The sequence below is a fragment of the Pseudonocardia xinjiangensis genome (assembly GCF_050948425.1).
Lineage (GTDB): Bacteria > Actinomycetota > Actinomycetes > Mycobacteriales > Pseudonocardiaceae > Pseudonocardia > Pseudonocardia xinjiangensis.
On record NZ_CP192009.1, the window covers coordinates 1,196,448 to 1,211,262 of the forward strand.

The following is a 14,815-nucleotide window of genomic DNA, read 5'->3' on the forward strand; positions in this document are numbered from 1 at the left end:
TAATCTTGGTTGCCATACTCCGCACGTTCGGCGCGGGCCGCTCGGCCCGTGTCTTCCGCTCCCCGCACGACCTGGAGGTCCGGGTGCCCAGGAGAACGAGGCCACTGCTGGCCGCAGCAGCCACCGTGGTGGTCGCCGCCATGTTGGCGGCCTGCGGTGGAACCGCAGGTCAAGGGGGCTCCCCGGCGCCCGACGCGGCGCCGCCCGCTCCCGCCGGAGCCACCGACCAGTTCCCGGTGACGATCCAGCACAAGCTGGGCACCACCACCATCCCGGCAGAGCCGAAGCGGATCATCGCCCTCAGCTACGAGGAGGACACCCTCGGCGCGCTCGGGATCACCCCGGTCGCCTACGGCTCCAACGACTACCTGCCCGGCGGGAAGTACCCGTGGCTGGCCGGCAAGATCGACCTGTCCGGCTCCACGGAGCTGAAGAACGTCTTCACCGCGCCGAGCCTGGAGCAGATCGCGGGGCTGAAGCCCGACCTGATCCTTGCCACGAACTACTACGGGCTGGAGAACTACTACAGCCAGCTGAGCCAGATCGCCCCCACGGTCGGCTACCCCGAGGAGGCGGGCACCTCCAGCTGGCAGGTGATCAGCCGGATGATCGGTAGGGCCGTCGGGCGCAGCGCCCAGACCGAGCAGGCGATCGCCGCCACGGAGGGCGACATCAGCGCACTCGCCGCGCGCCTGCCCGGGCTCAAGGGCAAGACCTTCAGCTCCAGCTTCTACTACGACCCCGGCCAGCCCTTCGCCGTGATCGACGACCCCGCCACGATCTCGGTGGCGCTCTACACCCAGCTCGGGCTCGTCCTGTCCCCGACGGTCACCTCCACCGTCAAGGACCGCTCGCTGAGCATGGAGCAGATCGGGTCGTTGGACGCCGACTTCATGTCCATCGGCTTCGCCACGCCCGAGCTACGGAGCTCGCTCGAGGCCGCCCCGGCCTACCAGGCGATTCCCGCCGTGCAGGCCGGCCGGGCCTACGAGGCCGACGCCTTCACCGCCCAGACCTTCAACAACCCGACGCTGCTGAACATCCCGTGGCAGCTCGACCAGATCACCCCGACGCTGGAGAAGGTCGCCGCCGGGGCGGCCGGCTAGATCGGTGCCGACAGCAGAGCTCAACGGGATCCGCATCGGCTACGACGTCCGGGGCTCCGGCCCGCTCGTCGTGCTGGTGATGGGGCTCGGCAGCCCCGGCCGGGTGTGGCAGCTGCACCAGGTCCCGGCGCTGGTGCGGGCCGGGCACCGGGTGGCCACGTTCGACAACCGCGGCATCGGAGCGTCCGAGCCCGGGCCGCCGGGGATGACCATCGACGACATGGTGGCCGACACCGCCGCGCTGGTGGAGCACCTGGGCGGCGGTCCGGCGGCCGTGGTCGGCACCTCGCTCGGGGCCCGGGTGGTGCAGGAGCTGCTGCTCGCCCGGCCGGAGCTGGTGTCGCGGGCGGTGGTGCTGGCCGGGCACGGCAGGCTCGACGCCACGCAGCAGGCGCTGTCGGCCGGCGAGTGCGCACTGCACGACGCCGGCATCGCGCTGCCGCCTCGCTACCGCGCGGCCGTCACCGCGCTGCACAACCTCTCCCCGCGCACGCGGGCCGACCCGGTCGCGGTGCGCGACTGGCTCGACCTGTTCGAGATGTCGGACCCCGCGGCCGGTCCGGGGGTGCGGGCCCAGCTCGCGCTCGCCGAGTTCGAGGACCGCGGGCCCGCCTACCGGGCGATCACGGTGCCGACGCTGGTGGTCGGGTTCGCCGACGACCAGATGATCCCGGCCCACCTCTCCCGCGAGCTCGCCGCCGCGATCCCCGGCGCCGAGTACGCCGAGGTCGCCGACTGCGGCCACTTCGGCTATCTCGAACGGCCGGACGAGGTGAACGCGCTGCTGGTCGGATTCCTGGGAGCGTGCTGAACAACTCGGCCCTACTGGGCGATCGAGGAGTGCTTCCCAGGCCGCGGCGAGTCACTACCGACGTCGTGGTCACCGACCACCGTGACACGAACTGCTGTTGCAGTACCAGGTCGACGTAACGCTCCTGATCTCCAGCGCGCGGGTCAGCCCTTCGCTTCGCGGACGTCCGTTCCCTGCTCGGCGAACGCCTTGAAGTCCTGCATGTGCTGTTGCGACTGCTTGCGGAAGGCACCGCGCATGAGAGGCCCTACCAGTCGCATCGGCAAGCTGCTGAACCGGTATTCGTTCTCTTGCGCCCAGAGGGTCGCCTCCGGACCGGATTCAGTCAGTCGGTCGCGCACGTCGCTCCACATGCCCTTGGCGACGATTTCGCGGGCGAAGTGGACGACGCTGTCTCTCGGGATCCCGTGCAGGTTCGCCGGTTCTCGGCGCGTGATGGTCTCGGTGCACTCCATCTTCTGCTGTCCCATCTGCATTACGACGCGCGATTCGGTACCGACCTGCCCGTGCATGCCGCTCAGCGGTTCGTGCAGCACCATGCCGCGCAGCCACTTCGGCAGGTGTGCGGGGTCGGCGAGCAGCTGGGCCACCCTCTCCCGCGGCAGGGCGATCTCGATCGAGACGGTGTACTTCATGGCGGAGCGCTCCAGGTTCTCCTGGCGAAGGATGCACGCTAGCGGCCTCGCCGTATATAAGTCCAGACTTATAGGTCTTCCGCCGCGCCAGCGCGCACGTCCACCAGGGGGTGATCATCCCGCCGGACAGGCATCAGCTTCTCACTACACGCCGAAGTGCCGTTGCAGTATCAGGACAGCACGAGCGCCCGGTAGGCGGCGTCGCGCGCCGCCAGCTCCGCGTGTGACCCCTCGGCGGTGATCCGGCCGTCCTCGACGGAGACCACGCGGTCGACCACGGCCAGCAGGGCCGGGCTGGTGGTGGCCAGGATCGTCGTCCGGCCGCGGCGCGCGGCCCGCAGCCCGGCGGCGATCCTCGCCTCCGTGACGGTGTCCAGCGCGGTGGTCGGGTCGTGCAGCACGAGCACGGGGGTGTCGCGCAGCAGCGCCCTGGCGAGCGCGACCCGCTGCCGCTGGCCGCCCGACAGCGAGCGGCCCTGCTCGGACACGGCGGTGTCCGCGCCGTCCGGCAGGACGGTGATCACCTGGTCGGCCTGGGCGGCGCGGATCGCGGCGTCCAGGTCGGCGTGCTCGGGCGCGCCGGTGGTGATCGTCTCGTGCAGGGTGCCCGCGAACAGCTCCGCGTCGTGGGCCGCCACGAGGACCGCGGCGCGCAGCTCGTCGGGGTCGAGCTCGGCGAGCGGCACGCCGTCGAGCTCGACGGAGCCGGCGGCCGGGTCGTGTTCGCGGCCCAGGCAGCCGAGCAGCTCCGTGGCGGCGGCCGGGTCGCTGACCACCACGCCGAGCAGCTCACCGGGCGCGACGTCCAGGTCGAGCCCGGTGAGCGGGCCGCTGACGAGCCCGCGGATCCGCACCCCGCCGCGGACGGGGGACCGGGGAGCGGCGGTGCCACCGCTGACGGCGTGCGGCGTGCTCAGGAGCGCGGCGACCCGTTTCGCGGACGCCCTGGCCTGCGCCAGCGCCGCGTTGACCCGCCCGAAGACGTCCAGCGGCTCCAGGAGGAACTGGGCAAGGCCGACGGCGGCGACGAGCTGCCCGACGCTGATCTCGCCCGCGATCGCGAGCCGGCCGCCGACCAGCGCGATGAGCGCCAGGAACAGCCCGTTGACCACCAGCACCGCACCTTGGTAGCCGGCCTGCGCACCGGTGGCGCGCAGCGTGGCCGCGAGGGCGGCCCGGCTGGTGGCGGTGTAGCGCTGCACCGCGGTGCCCTCGGCGCCGATCCCCTTCAGCACGCGGACACCCGCCACGAGGTCGGCCGCCACCCCGGACGCCTGCGCGGCGCGTTCCTGCTCCGGCCCGCTGCGCCGCTCCAGCGGCTTGCCCAGCAGGTGCAGCAGGAACAGCAGCGGTGGGGTGCCCAGCAGCACCAGCAGCCCGAGCGGCACCGAGCTGCGCAGCAGCGCCACCGCCGCCACCGCGAGCGCGGCGAGCGCGGCGACGCCGTAGGGCAGCGCGAGGTGGATCGAGGCGATCCGTTTGGCGTCGGCCACGGCGACGCTCACCAGGCTGCCGGCCGGCCTGCCGGCTTCGGCGCCCCCTCCGGGGTGGAGCATCCGCTCCACCACCCACAGCCGCGCCTGCTGGTCGGCGCTGGCCTCCGCCAGCCACGTGACCCGGGCACCCGCGCGGTAGCAGAAGGACAGCACGGCGAAGTCGACGGCGAGCGCCGCCAGCACGGCCAGCAGGGCGGTGCCGTCCCCGGTGCGGACCGCGGCGTCGATCGCCACGCCGACGAGCACCGGGACGAGCGCCTCACCGATCTGGTGGCCGGACAGCAGAAGCGCCGCGAGGCCGAGCCGGCGGCGCTGGCCGGACACCGACGCGCGCAGCACCGACCGTGCCGTGCTCAGGGGGCCGCCCGCGGTCATCGGGCCTCCGACCAGGCGGCCCACAGCGTGGCGTAGCGGCCGCCCGCGGCGACCAGCTCCTCGTGCGTGCCGTGCTCGACCACCCGTCCGTCCTCCAGGACCACCACGTGGTCCGCCGCGGTTGCCTGGGTGAGCCGGTGGGCCACCAGGAGGCCGGTGCGGCCGGCCAGCGCCCGGTGCGCGGCCTGCTCCAGGAGCCGTGCTCCCGCGCTGCCCGCCTCGGCGGTGGCCTCGTCGAGGATCGCGACCGGCGGGTCGGCGAGGACGAGCCGGGCGAGCGCGAGCTGCTGGGCCTGGACGACGGTGAGCCCGTGGCCGCCGGCTCCGACGACGGTCGCCACGCCGTCGGGGAGCGCGTCGACCCAGGACCGGGCGCCGACGAGGTCGAGCGCCGAGTGCAGCTCGTCGTCGGTGGCGGCGGGCCGCGCCAGGCGCAGGTCCTCGGCGAGCGGGCCGGCGAAGACGTGCACCTCCTGGGTGACGAGCGCGACGGTGGCCCGCAGGACCGCGGGCCCCTGCTCGTCGAGCGGCACGCCCCCGATGTCGATGGTGCCGCGGTCGGGCCGGTGCACCCCGGCGATCAGCTTCGCGAGGGTGGTCTTCCCCGCTCCGCTCGCCCCGACCAGCGCGACGCGGGTGCCGGACGCGATCTCGAGGTCGATGTCGTCGAGCGCGTCGTGGCCCTCCACGTAGGCGTAGCCGAGCCCCTTCGTGCGCACCGTGGCGTCGACCGGGTGGACCGGCACCTCCGGCTCGCGCTGCTCCGGCAGGTCGGCCACGCCGATGATCCGGGCGAGGCTCGCCGCCGCGGACTGCACCGAGTCCAGCAGGAACAGCATCTGGTTGATCGGGCCGAACAGGTTGATGAAGTAGAGCGCCGCGGCGCTCGCCGTGCCGATCGAGACCGCGTCGGCGCGGACCAGGAGGAAACCCGTGGTGAGAACGGCCGCCACCCCGACGTACTCGGCGGCGTTGAGTCGGCCGAAGAAGGAGGTCTGCAGCCGCGTGACGGACATGGTGAGGTCGACGACCGCCTGGGACCGGACGCGGACCCGCTCGGCGTGCTCGCGCTGCAGCCGGAAGGCGCGCACCGTGGCCGTTCCGCCGATCGTGTCCAGCAGTTGCTGCTGCTGGGCGCCCCCCACCGTGCGCTGCTCGGCGTAGATCGGGCCGGACCGCCGCAGGTACCAGCGGGCCGTGAGGACCTGGATCGGCACGGCCAGCAGAGCGGCCACCAGGAACCGCCAGTCGAGGACGGCGAGCCCGACGAGGGTCAGCATGATCACCAGCGCGGACCGGGCGAACTGCGGGGCCGACACCCGGACGACCTCGCCGACCACGGACATGTCGCTGGTGACCCGCGCCGTGAGGTCACCCGCTCCGGCGGCCTCGATGCGTTCGAGCGGCTGGCCGAGCGCGCGGGCGACGAACCGCTCCCGCAGGTCGGCGAGCATGCTCTCGCCGACCCGGGTGACGAGCCGGATCCCGACCAGGGTCAGCAGGCCCTGGGCCAGCGCCACCCCGACGAGCAGGAGCACCGGCCCGGCGAGGGCCGAGGCCGGGCCGCCCGCCACCACGAGATCCACGACGGCGCCCAGCAGCGGGGCCACCAGCAGGCCGACCGCGGCGTCGGCGACCAGCGTGGCCAGTGCGAGCGCAGCGGCGGCCCGGCGCGGACGGAGCAGCTCCGCGAGGACGGCGCGGGTGCGAGCGGCCGGGGAGACGGGGAGCAGGGCGCGTGCGGGACCGGTGATCGTCACACTCACGTCGTGAGGTTACCCTTACCTCGCCGGAGGGAAATGCTGCCACCGTCCCGTTCGTCCGCTCCCGGGCGATGAGTCCGCGGCCCGGCCGGCGTCTACCCCTCATGCCCTTGTTCAGAGATCGTGACGCCCTCCCGACGCGCCTGACGGCAGGCAGAGACCTCTGGCCTGCTGTCCACTCCGAGCGGGCGGCCCTGGCGGCCGATCTCGCGGGGCTGACCGACGAGCAGTGGGCGACGCCGTCACTGTGCTCCGGCCTGTCGGTGCGTGACGTCCTCGCCCACCTGACCGCGGCGGGGAGCCTGAGCCCGGTGCGGTGGTTCGCCGGCGTGGTCCGCAGCCGGTTCGACTTCGACGACCAGGTGGCCAGGCGCCTGGCCGAGCAGCTGGGCGACACCCCGGCCGACACACTCGCCAGGTTCCGCGGTGTCGTCACCAGCACCACGGCCCCTCCGCTGCCGAGGATCGCGTTGCTCGGTGAGGTCGTCGTCCACGGCGAGGACATCCGGCGTCCCCTGGGGATCGAGCGCGACCATCCGATCGAGGTCCTCACCCGGCTCGCCGAGTTCTACACCCACTCCGACCTCATGTTCCCCGGCAAGACCCGGGTGGCCGGGCTGCGCCTCGTCGCGACGGACGGCCCCTTCACGACGGGCACGGGTCCACTGGTCTCCGGCACGACACTGGCGATCATGATGGCGACCGCCGGTCGCGCGGTCTACTGCGACGAGCTCACCGGCGACGGCGTCGCGACCCTGCGCATCCCGCGGTGAGTCACTGCTACGCCGCGCGGGGCAGGAAGGGCACTTCGAGCTCCTCACCGTCCTGCACCACCAGCGCGGTACCCGCCGGTACCTCCCGCCACATCCCCGGCAGGTCGACGAGCGGCTCGGAGACGATCACCCTGGCCTCGTCGGAGAAGTGCTGGAAGCGCTCGTTCTCGGGATAGAGCAGGCGCAGGTCACGCACCGACGAGCTGACGTGGAGCGTGTTCGCCTCCGTGTCGCTCGCATACCGGGCGGCGACGAGGCGCGCCCCGTCAGTGACCCCCACGGTCATCTGCAGGGGATGGTCGGACCCGATCCGCCGGCCGGCGGCCTCGATGCACCCCGCCATGCGCTCGAGGCCGCCGACCGGGTCCTCGGCCAGCCCGAACGTCAGCGCGAGATAGAACATCAGCTCCGAGTCGGTGGAGCCCTCGACGGCGGGGAAGAGCTCCGGGTCGACCTGCATGAGCAGGTCGCGCCGCACGCGGGGGAAGGCGTCGATCATCCCGTTGTGGACGAACATCCAGTGGCCGTACCGGAACGGGTGGCAGTTGGACTGCTGCACAGGAGTGCCGGTGGCGGCGCGGACGTGCGCCAGGAACAGCGGCGAGCGGATCTGCGCGCTGAGCTCGCGGAGGTTGTGGTCACCCCACGCCGGTGACGCGCTGCGGAACAGCCCCGGCCCGTCCGCCGTGCCGTACCAGCCGAGGCCGTAGCCGTCACCGTTGGCGATGGCGACGTCGGGGGCATGGCTCTTGCTCTGCTCGATCAGCGAGCGCTCAGGCTGGTAGAGCAGCTCCTCGGGGCGGATCGGGTCGCCGATGTAGCCCAGCCAACGGCACATGCGCCCGACTCTCGCAGGTGCGCCGGGCGACCGCTACGACCCGACGGGCTACTCCTGCCCCGGGGCGCGACCGCGGAAAGGGCGTGCGGCCCGGAGCCGCCGTCCCGATCATGACCGGATGGATCGTGCCCTGGTCAGCAGCATCGCCCACACGTGGCATCCCATCGCCGCGCCCGTCTCGCCGTCGAACGCCCGGACGTTGCTCCGGCGCCTCGGCTGCCCACCGGACGGCGACGTCGTGGACCTGGGATGTGGGCAGGGGGAGTGGCTCCTCGCGCTGCTCCACGAGCAACCCGGGGTTCGAGGGACAGGAGTCGACATCTCGGAACCGGCACTGGCCGGGGCGCAGACCAACGCCGGGCGCCGCGGCGCCGGTGGACGGATCACATGGGTCCATGCGGACGCCGCCACCTGGAGCGGGGGCGGGTACGACGCCGTCATCTGCGTCGGCGCGAGCCACGTGTTCGGCGGCCTGACCGCCACACTCGCTGCGCTGCGCGCACATCTGCGGCCCGGGGGCCGGGTGCTGTTCGGTGACGCGATCTGGGAAACGCCACCGAGCCCCGCCGCCCAGCGGGCGCTGGAGGCCGGTCCCGACGACTACCCGGACCTGGCCGGCTTCCTGGAGCGGGTCGCCGACCACGACTATGAGGTCGGCTACGGCCACATCAGCACGCTGGAGGAGTGGGACGACTACGAGTGGTCCTGGACCGGGTCGCTGACCGAGTGGGCGCTCGCGGAGAACACCACCGAAGCCGACCGGCTGTACGCCCTGGAGGTGGCGCGCAGCCACCGCAGCGGCTGGCTCGCCGGCTACCGGGGACAACTCGGGTTCGCGACCGTCGTCCTGCGCACCTGACCCAGCGGGCGTGGCACGTGTCCCGGTCGTGTCTCAGATTGAGACGGCGCCGGGTCCCGATTCTCGCCGCCGGGCTGTCTACCGTCGGGTCCACGGACGTTTCCGGAGGAGGACCGACGATGGCATCCGCGGTGCGCACAGTGATCAGCCCCGGCCGGTACGTCCAGGGGAAGGGCGCGATCCGGCTGCTGGGGGAGTACCTGAAGCAGATCGGCTCGACGCCGTTGATCGTCGCGGACGACCTGGTGTGGGGTCTGGTCGGCCACGACATCGAGGCGTCGCTGAAGGCGGCGGACCTCCCCGTGAACCGGACGGGGTTCGGCGGCGTCCCCAGCGCGCACGAGGTCGACCGGGTCGTTGGCGTGATCAGGGAGGCCGGGGCGGACGTGGCGGTGGCGGCCGGGGGCGGCAGCACCATCGACGTGGTGAAGGCGGCTGGCCACCTCGCGGGCATCCGCTGGGCGAACTGCCCGACCGTGGCCTCCACCGACGCCCCGTGCAGCGCGCTGTCGGTGATCTACACCGAGACCGGCGAGTTCGAGGAGTACCGGTTCTTCCCGAGGAACCCGGACCTGGTGCTCGTCGACTCCCAGATCGTCGCGAACGCGCCGGCATCGATGCTGGTCGCCGGGGTGGGCGACGCGCTGGCGACGTGGCTCGAGGCGCGCGCCACCGCCCGGTCGAGCTCGCACACCATGGCAGGCGGCCTGCCGACGCTCACGGGCACCGCGCTGGCCCAGCTGAGCTGGGACGTGCTCTGGGAGAACGCGCTGCCCGCGGTGGACGCGGTGCGGGACCACCAGGTCACCCCGGCCGTGGAGAAGGTGATCGAGGCGAACACGCTCCTGTCCGGACTGGGGTTCGAGTCCGGTGGCCTCGCCGCCGCCCACGCCATCCACAACGGGTTGACGGCGGTGGCCGCCACCCACGGGCTCGCGCACGGGGAGAAGGTGAACATCGGCTCGCTCACCCAGCTCGTCCTGGAAGGGGCGCCGACGAGCGACATCCGGGAGTTCGTCGAGTTCACCACGCGGGTCGGGCTGCCGACCACCCTGACGGAGGTCGGGCTCAGCGCGGACGACACCGACGCGCTGCGGACGGTGGCGGACGCCGCGACCCTCGAGGGCGAGACGATCCACTCGATGCCGTTCGAGGTGCGCAGCGACGACGTCGTGAGCGCGCTGGTCTCCATCGAGCGGTTCGCGACCAGGACACGCGAGGAAGCCGGCCTCCCGGCCCCGGTCCGCTACGAAGCCCACTGAGGCAGCGACTCGCGGGCGCGCGCGACATGGACACATGTTGCGGTTTTCGGGGCCGGAGAACAGCGACAGGTGTCCATGTCGCGGCCCACGCCGTGCGCCATGATCGTCTCGTGGACGAGCTGAAGGCACTGGCACAGCCCCTGATCCGGCCGGCGGAACCGGCTGATGCGGAGGTCGTGCACCGGTTCATCGTCGAGCTCGCGGAGGCCGAGCAGTTCCCCGGCCCGGTGCTGGCACAGCCCGGGGACGTGGCGGAGGCGCTGTTCGGCGAGCGTCCCGTGGCCGAGGCCGTCGTGGCGACGGTCGACGGGGAGCCTGTCGGGTTCGCGCTGTTCTATCCCACCTACAGCACGATCGCCGGCCGGCCCGGCATCCACCTGGAGGACCTGTACGTCCGCCCCGAGTACCGGGGGAGCGGGCTGGGCCAGGCGTTGCTCGGTCATCTCGCCGACCTGGCGGTGCGCCGCGGATGTGCCCGCCTCGAGTGGTGGGTGTTGCGCACCAACGAGCCGGCCCTGCGCTTCTACCGTCGTCTGCACGCCCGTGGGCTCGACGAGATCGAGGTGCTGCGGCTGGACGGTGAGGCCCTACGCGAGCTCGCGGCCGCCCAGGGTGACCGCGCGGCGGATGGCGTCGGCGGCATCCGTTCCGGCTCGGGTGGTCAGTGAGTTGAGAGCGGCCACGAGCTGCTTCTCCTCGTAGGTGAAGTGGGTCTCCAGCACGGCGGCCAGCCCTTCCAGCTCGGCCCGGAGGCGCCGGGCCTCGGCCGGGTCGGGCGTGGCGGTGCAGCGGTCGACCAGGTTCTCCAGGTTGTGCAGGATCGTGGTCACCACGTGGTGGTCCTGGGTCAGCTTCCGCAGCACCGGTGCGAGCTCGGGAACGTCGGCCGCGAGCACGGGGAAGGCACCGCTGTCCTCGCCCGTGTGGTGCTCGGTCAGGGCCGAGCAGAACGTCAGGCAGTGGGCCAGCAGATCGCGGGGCCGGGTGCCGTGGCCGTCCAGGTAGGAGTCGACGTCCTCACGCAGCAGGAGGAGCTCCTCGCGGAGCCAGGCGTGCATGTCGATCAGCTGGGTGCCGAACGACATCAGGCGGTCGTCGCGGCTCGGGGATGGGGTCATGGTCGTCCGAAGGTCCGGCGCCTCCATGCCCACGACGGTCTCCGAGCCGGGTGCACGCGACGCTGCCGGTGATCCGATCAGCTCGCTGCCGTCGCCGTCAAGACGGTGACAGGATCGGAGAGACCCTCCCCCGGCTTCGAGGAGACACACGTGAGCAAGGCGATCCTGGACGGCACGTCGTTCAAGCTCGGGCTCTTCTCCGCCAACTGCTCGTCGGGCCTGGCCGTCACGACGGTCCCCGACCGGTGGTCGGGGAGCTGGGAGGACAACCTGCGGCTCGCGCAGCTCGCCGACGAGGTCGGGATCGACTTCCTGCTCCCCATCGCGCGGTTTATCGGCTACGGCGGTGAGACGAACTTCCACGAGGGCGTGCTGGACCCGACGGTGTGGGCGGCGGGTCTGCTCGCGCACACCCGCCGCATCTCCGTGTTCGCGACGGTCCACACCGCGTTCAACCATCCGATCGTCGTGGCGAAGCAGTTGGCGACGGTCGACCAGATCGGCCGCGGCCGGGCCGGCATCAACATCGTCGCCGGCTGGAACAAGCCCGAATACGACGCGTTCGGGGTCGACCTGCCCGAGGACCACGACGAGCGGTACGCGCTCGCGCAGGAGTGGTGGGACGTGGTCGGGAAGATCTGGAGCACGCCCGGGCAGTTCGACCACGACGGCCGGTTCTTCCACCTGCGACACGTGGAGGGGATGCCGAAGCCGTTCGACGGTCCGGTGCCGGTGCTCAACGCCGGGTCGTCCCGGCAGGGCCGCGACTTCGCCGCACGCAACGCGAACTTCGCGTTCACGATCGTCGGCGGCCCCGAGGACGGCGCCGGGATCGTCCAGGCGGTGCAGGCGGCGGCCCGCGACACCTACGACCGAGCGGTCGGGGTGTTCACCCTGGGGCACGTGGTGTGCCGGCCGACCCGGGCGGAGGCCGAGGAGTTCCTGCACGACTACGCGGGCGAGCGGGCCGACTGGGAGGCGGTCGACAACCTCATGGCGCTGCAGGGACTGCACGCGCAGTCGTTCACGCCCGAGATGCTGCAGACGTTCCGCAGCCGGTTCGCCGCCGGCCACGGCAGCTGCCCGCTCATCGGCACGCCGGACGACGTCGCCGACGGGATCGAGCGGTTCCACCGGGCCGGGTTCGGCGGGATGACGCTGTCGTTCCTGGACTACATCGACGAGCTGGGCTACTTCGCGCAGGAGGTACTGCCCCGGCTCGAGGCGAAGGGGATCCGTCTTCCGGTCTGATCCCCGCTGAGCCACTACGTCACGCGACGGAGCGTCCCCGGCGTGCCCCGCGGTGCCGGGCCAGGCGCCGCAGGAGCGGCAGGGCGGCGAAGCCGACGCCTCCCAGCGCGACTGCGCCGACGCCGAGGTCGACCGAGACCCGGCCCTGTTTGGCCCAGTACACGTCCTGCAGGTCGAGCAGCAGCGCGAACTCGTCGACGATCAGAGCGAGGCCGGAGCCGTACGCCCCCGCAACCAGCGGGTGCCGCCGTACGCGGTCGTCCCCGCGGACGGCGACGGCCCCGACCCCGCTGAGCAGGCCGATGCCCCACATGTAGTGGTGGATGTGCGCCCCACCGACACTGACGTTCCGGAACGGGCCCTTCTTGTCCCGGATGCTGTAGGTGACCAGGCGGACCGCCGCGAAGGTGGCGGTGAACGCCAGCCAGGACACCAGCGTGGCCCGTTCCCCGGGGCCGAGGTCCTCGTGGAAACCGGTGCGCAGTTCGTCGACGGTGGAGAGGTCCGCGGCGCTCGACGGGGACGGTGCCGTTGTCGTCATCAGGCCAACGTAAGGCCCCGCGGCCGTCCCTCAGGGACGATCGCCGCTGAAACCCCTGGTAGTGGTGTGTATCGCAGCGCGATCGGGTGCCTGCTGATCGGCGGTGAGGCTGCCGAGCACGGCCAGTGCCTCGGCCGTGGCCGATCCGGGCTCGGCGCGGTAGATCTTCAGTACCACGTCGGGCGAGCCGTTGGGGCGCAGCGACTCGAAGACGAGGTCGAGGTCTCCCACCAGCGGGTGGCGGAGCTGGAACGTGTCGGACGTCTTGTCCTTGACCTCGGCCTTCGACCAGAGCCGGGCGAACTCGGCGCTGCGCACGCAGAGCTCGCCGACGAGGGCCGTGAGGTCGGCGTCGTCCGGGTCGAGGACGGCGGACGCGCGGAGGCCGGCGACGCAGCCCGTGGCGACCTTGTTCCAGTCGCGGTAGAAGGTGCGGGCGTTCTCGTCGACGAAGAGGAGACGGGCCAGGTTGTCGCTGTGGCGGTGGCCGGCGTACAGGGCGCGCCCCAGATGGTTGGCGCCGATGACGGTGTTGCAGCGGTCCAGCAGCACCGCGGGATGGCCGTTCCAGTCGGCGATGAGCGCCAGCAGGTTGGCGCCGACCTGCCGGTGGGCCCGCGCGGCGGCCGGCGCGGGGCCCGGGACGGCGACGGCGAAGAGGTAGCGCTGGGCGTCGGGCCCGAGCCGCAGCGCCCGTCCGAGCGCGTTGAGCACGCCGGCGGACGGGTGCTGCTCGCGGCCCTGCTCGAGCCGCGCGTAGTAGTCGAGGCTGAGCCCGGCGAGCGAGGCCACCTCCTCGCGCCGGAGCCCGGGAACGCGCCGGACGCCGCCCACGGGGAGGCCGACCTCACCGGGCAGGACCTGCGCCCGGCGGGCCCTGAGGAACTCCCCCAAGCGGTTCGCCTTCGCCACCTGGCCATGGTAGGCCGGGGGCACCCCCGGAGCGGGTGGCTCCGGAGGGACCTGCGACACCTCCACCGGGCGCGCGGATCAGCGGCCGATCGGGGTCATGTCCGGGTAGCGGGCGCCGACGGGCGGCTGCAGGGAGCGGAGGCGGCTGCGCTGCTCCGCGCTCAGCACGATGTCGGCCGCGGCGGCGTTCTCCTCGAGCCTGCTCACCTTCTTCGTGCCGGGGATCGGGACGATGTCGTCACCCTGGGCCAGCAGCCAGGCCAGCGCCACCTGTGCGGGCGTCGCGTCCAGCTCCTTCGCGACGGCCTCGACCTCGTCGACGATCCGCAGGTTCTGGGTGATGGCGGCCTCGGCGAAGCGCGGGTTGTTCCGGCGGAAGTCGTCGTCGGCGAACTGGTCGAGCGACCGGATCTGACCGGTGAGGAAGCCCCGCCCGAGCGGCGAGTAGGCGACGAGCCCGATGCCGAGCTCGCGCACGAGCGGCAGGGTCTCGGCCTCCGGGTCGCGCGTCCACAGCGAGTACTCGTTCTGCAGCGCGGTGATCGGGTGCACGGCATGCGCCCGCCGGATGGTGTCGGGCCCGGCCTCGGACAGGCCGATGTAGCGGACCTTGCCCTCCGCCACCAGCTCGGCCAGTGCGCCGACGGTCTCCTCGATCGGCGTGCCGGGGTCGACGCGGTGCTGGTAGTAGAGGTCGATGTGGTCGGTGCCGAGCCGCCTCAGCGAACCCTCCACCGCGATCCTGATGTTCTCCGGCGTGCTGTCGAAGCGGCGCACCGGCCCGGAGCCACCCGGCGCCTGCGCGTCGCGATAGGTGAGCTGGCCGAACTTCGTGGCGAGCACCACCTCGTCCCGGCGGTCCGCGAGCGCGCGGCCGACGAGCTCCTCGTTGGTGAACGGCCCGTAGACATCGGCGGTGTCGATGAGCGTGATGCCGAGGTCGATGGCGCGGTGGATGGTGCGGATCGACTCGGCGTCGTCGGTGCCGGCGCCGGTGTAGGCGCCTGACATGCCCATGCATCCGAGGCCGAGTGCCGAGACGGTCAGGTTGCCCAGTGCTGCGTTCCTCATGGAC

15 protein-coding genes are annotated in these 14,815 nt (G+C 72.5%); 7 read left to right on the forward strand and 8 right to left on the reverse strand.

What is annotated here, in order from left to right; translation table 11 throughout:
* Positions 1-5: 5 nt before the first annotated feature.
* Positions 6-1,106: an iron-siderophore ABC transporter substrate-binding protein gene (locus ACQPZA_RS05755; RefSeq protein WP_433279027.1), complete on the forward strand. Its 1,101-nt coding sequence runs from the start codon at positions 6-8 to the stop codon at positions 1,104-1,106.
* 4 nt (positions 1,107-1,110) lie between these two features.
* Positions 1,111-1,917 (forward strand): alpha/beta fold hydrolase, encoded by an 807-nt coding sequence (locus ACQPZA_RS05760; RefSeq protein WP_433279029.1) that lies wholly within the window; start codon positions 1,111-1,113, stop codon positions 1,915-1,917.
* A gap of 143 nt (positions 1,918-2,060) precedes the next feature.
* Here ACQPZA_RS05760 and ACQPZA_RS05765 read toward each other — a convergent pair whose 3' ends face one another.
* From ACQPZA_RS05765 to ACQPZA_RS05775, 3 genes are all read right to left on the reverse strand, one after another.
* A complete protein-coding gene (locus tag ACQPZA_RS05765; RefSeq protein WP_433279031.1) occupies positions 2,061-2,552 on the reverse strand; it encodes an SRPBCC family protein in 492 nt (163 codons plus the stop codon).
* 170 nt (positions 2,553-2,722) lie between these two features.
* Entirely contained in the window at positions 2,723-4,423 is a 1,701-nt protein-coding gene (locus ACQPZA_RS05770; RefSeq protein WP_433279033.1) for an ABC transporter ATP-binding protein, read from the reverse strand.
* Entirely contained in the window at positions 4,420-6,189 is a 1,770-nt protein-coding gene (locus ACQPZA_RS05775) for an ABC transporter ATP-binding protein (protein WP_433279035.1), read from the reverse strand. The genes ACQPZA_RS05770 and ACQPZA_RS05775 overlap by 4 nt, the downstream gene beginning before the upstream one ends.
* A gap of 101 nt (positions 6,190-6,290) precedes the next feature.
* Here ACQPZA_RS05775 and ACQPZA_RS05780 point away from each other — a divergent pair, with 101 nt between their 5' ends.
* Entirely contained in the window at positions 6,291-6,959 is a 669-nt protein-coding gene (locus ACQPZA_RS05780; protein ID WP_433279037.1) for a maleylpyruvate isomerase family mycothiol-dependent enzyme, read from the forward strand.
* A gap of 7 nt (positions 6,960-6,966) precedes the next feature.
* Here ACQPZA_RS05780 and ACQPZA_RS05785 read toward each other — a convergent pair whose 3' ends face one another.
* Positions 6,967-7,797: a class II glutamine amidotransferase gene (locus ACQPZA_RS05785; protein ID WP_433279039.1), complete on the reverse strand. Its 831-nt coding sequence runs from the start codon at positions 7,795-7,797 to the stop codon at positions 6,967-6,969.
* 118 nt (positions 7,798-7,915) lie between these two features.
* Between ACQPZA_RS05785 and ACQPZA_RS05790 the strand changes: the two genes are divergently transcribed.
* The 3 genes from ACQPZA_RS05790 (at position 7,916) to ACQPZA_RS05800 (ending at position 10,586) form a co-directional block, all read left to right on the forward strand.
* Positions 7,916-8,656, forward strand: coding sequence for an SAM-dependent methyltransferase (locus tag ACQPZA_RS05790; RefSeq protein WP_433279041.1), 741 nt, complete (start codon positions 7,916-7,918; stop codon positions 8,654-8,656).
* Between the two features lie 119 nt (positions 8,657-8,775).
* Positions 8,776-9,918 (forward strand): glycerol dehydrogenase, encoded by a 1,143-nt coding sequence (locus ACQPZA_RS05795; protein ID WP_433279043.1) that lies wholly within the window; start codon positions 8,776-8,778, stop codon positions 9,916-9,918.
* A gap of 110 nt (positions 9,919-10,028) precedes the next feature.
* Positions 10,029-10,586 carry an N-acetyltransferase family protein gene (locus ACQPZA_RS05800; protein ID WP_433279045.1) on the forward strand — a complete coding sequence of 186 codons (558 nt, stop codon included), beginning with the start codon at positions 10,029-10,031 and terminating at the stop codon, positions 10,584-10,586.
* Here ACQPZA_RS05800 and ACQPZA_RS05805 read toward each other — a convergent pair.
* Complete coding sequence (locus tag ACQPZA_RS05805; protein WP_169398354.1) at positions 10,506-11,036, reverse strand: hemerythrin domain-containing protein; 531 nt, start codon at positions 11,034-11,036, stop codon at positions 10,506-10,508. The genes ACQPZA_RS05800 and ACQPZA_RS05805 overlap by 81 nt on opposite strands.
* Positions 11,037-11,186: 150 nt before the next feature.
* Here ACQPZA_RS05805 and ACQPZA_RS05810 point away from each other — a divergent pair, with 150 nt between their 5' ends.
* Positions 11,187-12,287 (forward strand): LLM class flavin-dependent oxidoreductase, encoded by a 1,101-nt coding sequence (locus ACQPZA_RS05810; RefSeq protein WP_433279047.1) that lies wholly within the window; start codon positions 11,187-11,189, stop codon positions 12,285-12,287.
* Positions 12,288-12,306: 19 nt separating this feature from the next.
* Here the strand turns inward: ACQPZA_RS05810 and ACQPZA_RS05815 are convergent, their stop codons facing one another.
* The 3 genes from ACQPZA_RS05815 to ACQPZA_RS05825 all read right to left on the reverse strand — a co-directional run bounded on the left by ACQPZA_RS05815 (position 12,307) and on the right by ACQPZA_RS05825 (position 14,811).
* Entirely contained in the window at positions 12,307-12,828 is a 522-nt protein-coding gene (locus ACQPZA_RS05815) for a hypothetical protein (protein WP_169398356.1), read from the reverse strand.
* A 30-nt stretch (positions 12,829-12,858) separates the two neighbouring features.
* Positions 12,859-13,740, reverse strand: coding sequence for a helix-turn-helix transcriptional regulator (locus tag ACQPZA_RS05820; RefSeq protein WP_433279049.1), 882 nt, complete (start codon positions 13,738-13,740; stop codon positions 12,859-12,861).
* Between the two features lie 78 nt (positions 13,741-13,818).
* Positions 13,819-14,811 (reverse strand): aldo/keto reductase, encoded by a 993-nt coding sequence (locus ACQPZA_RS05825; protein WP_433279051.1) that lies wholly within the window; start codon positions 14,809-14,811, stop codon positions 13,819-13,821.
* Positions 14,812-14,815 lie beyond the last annotated feature (4 nt).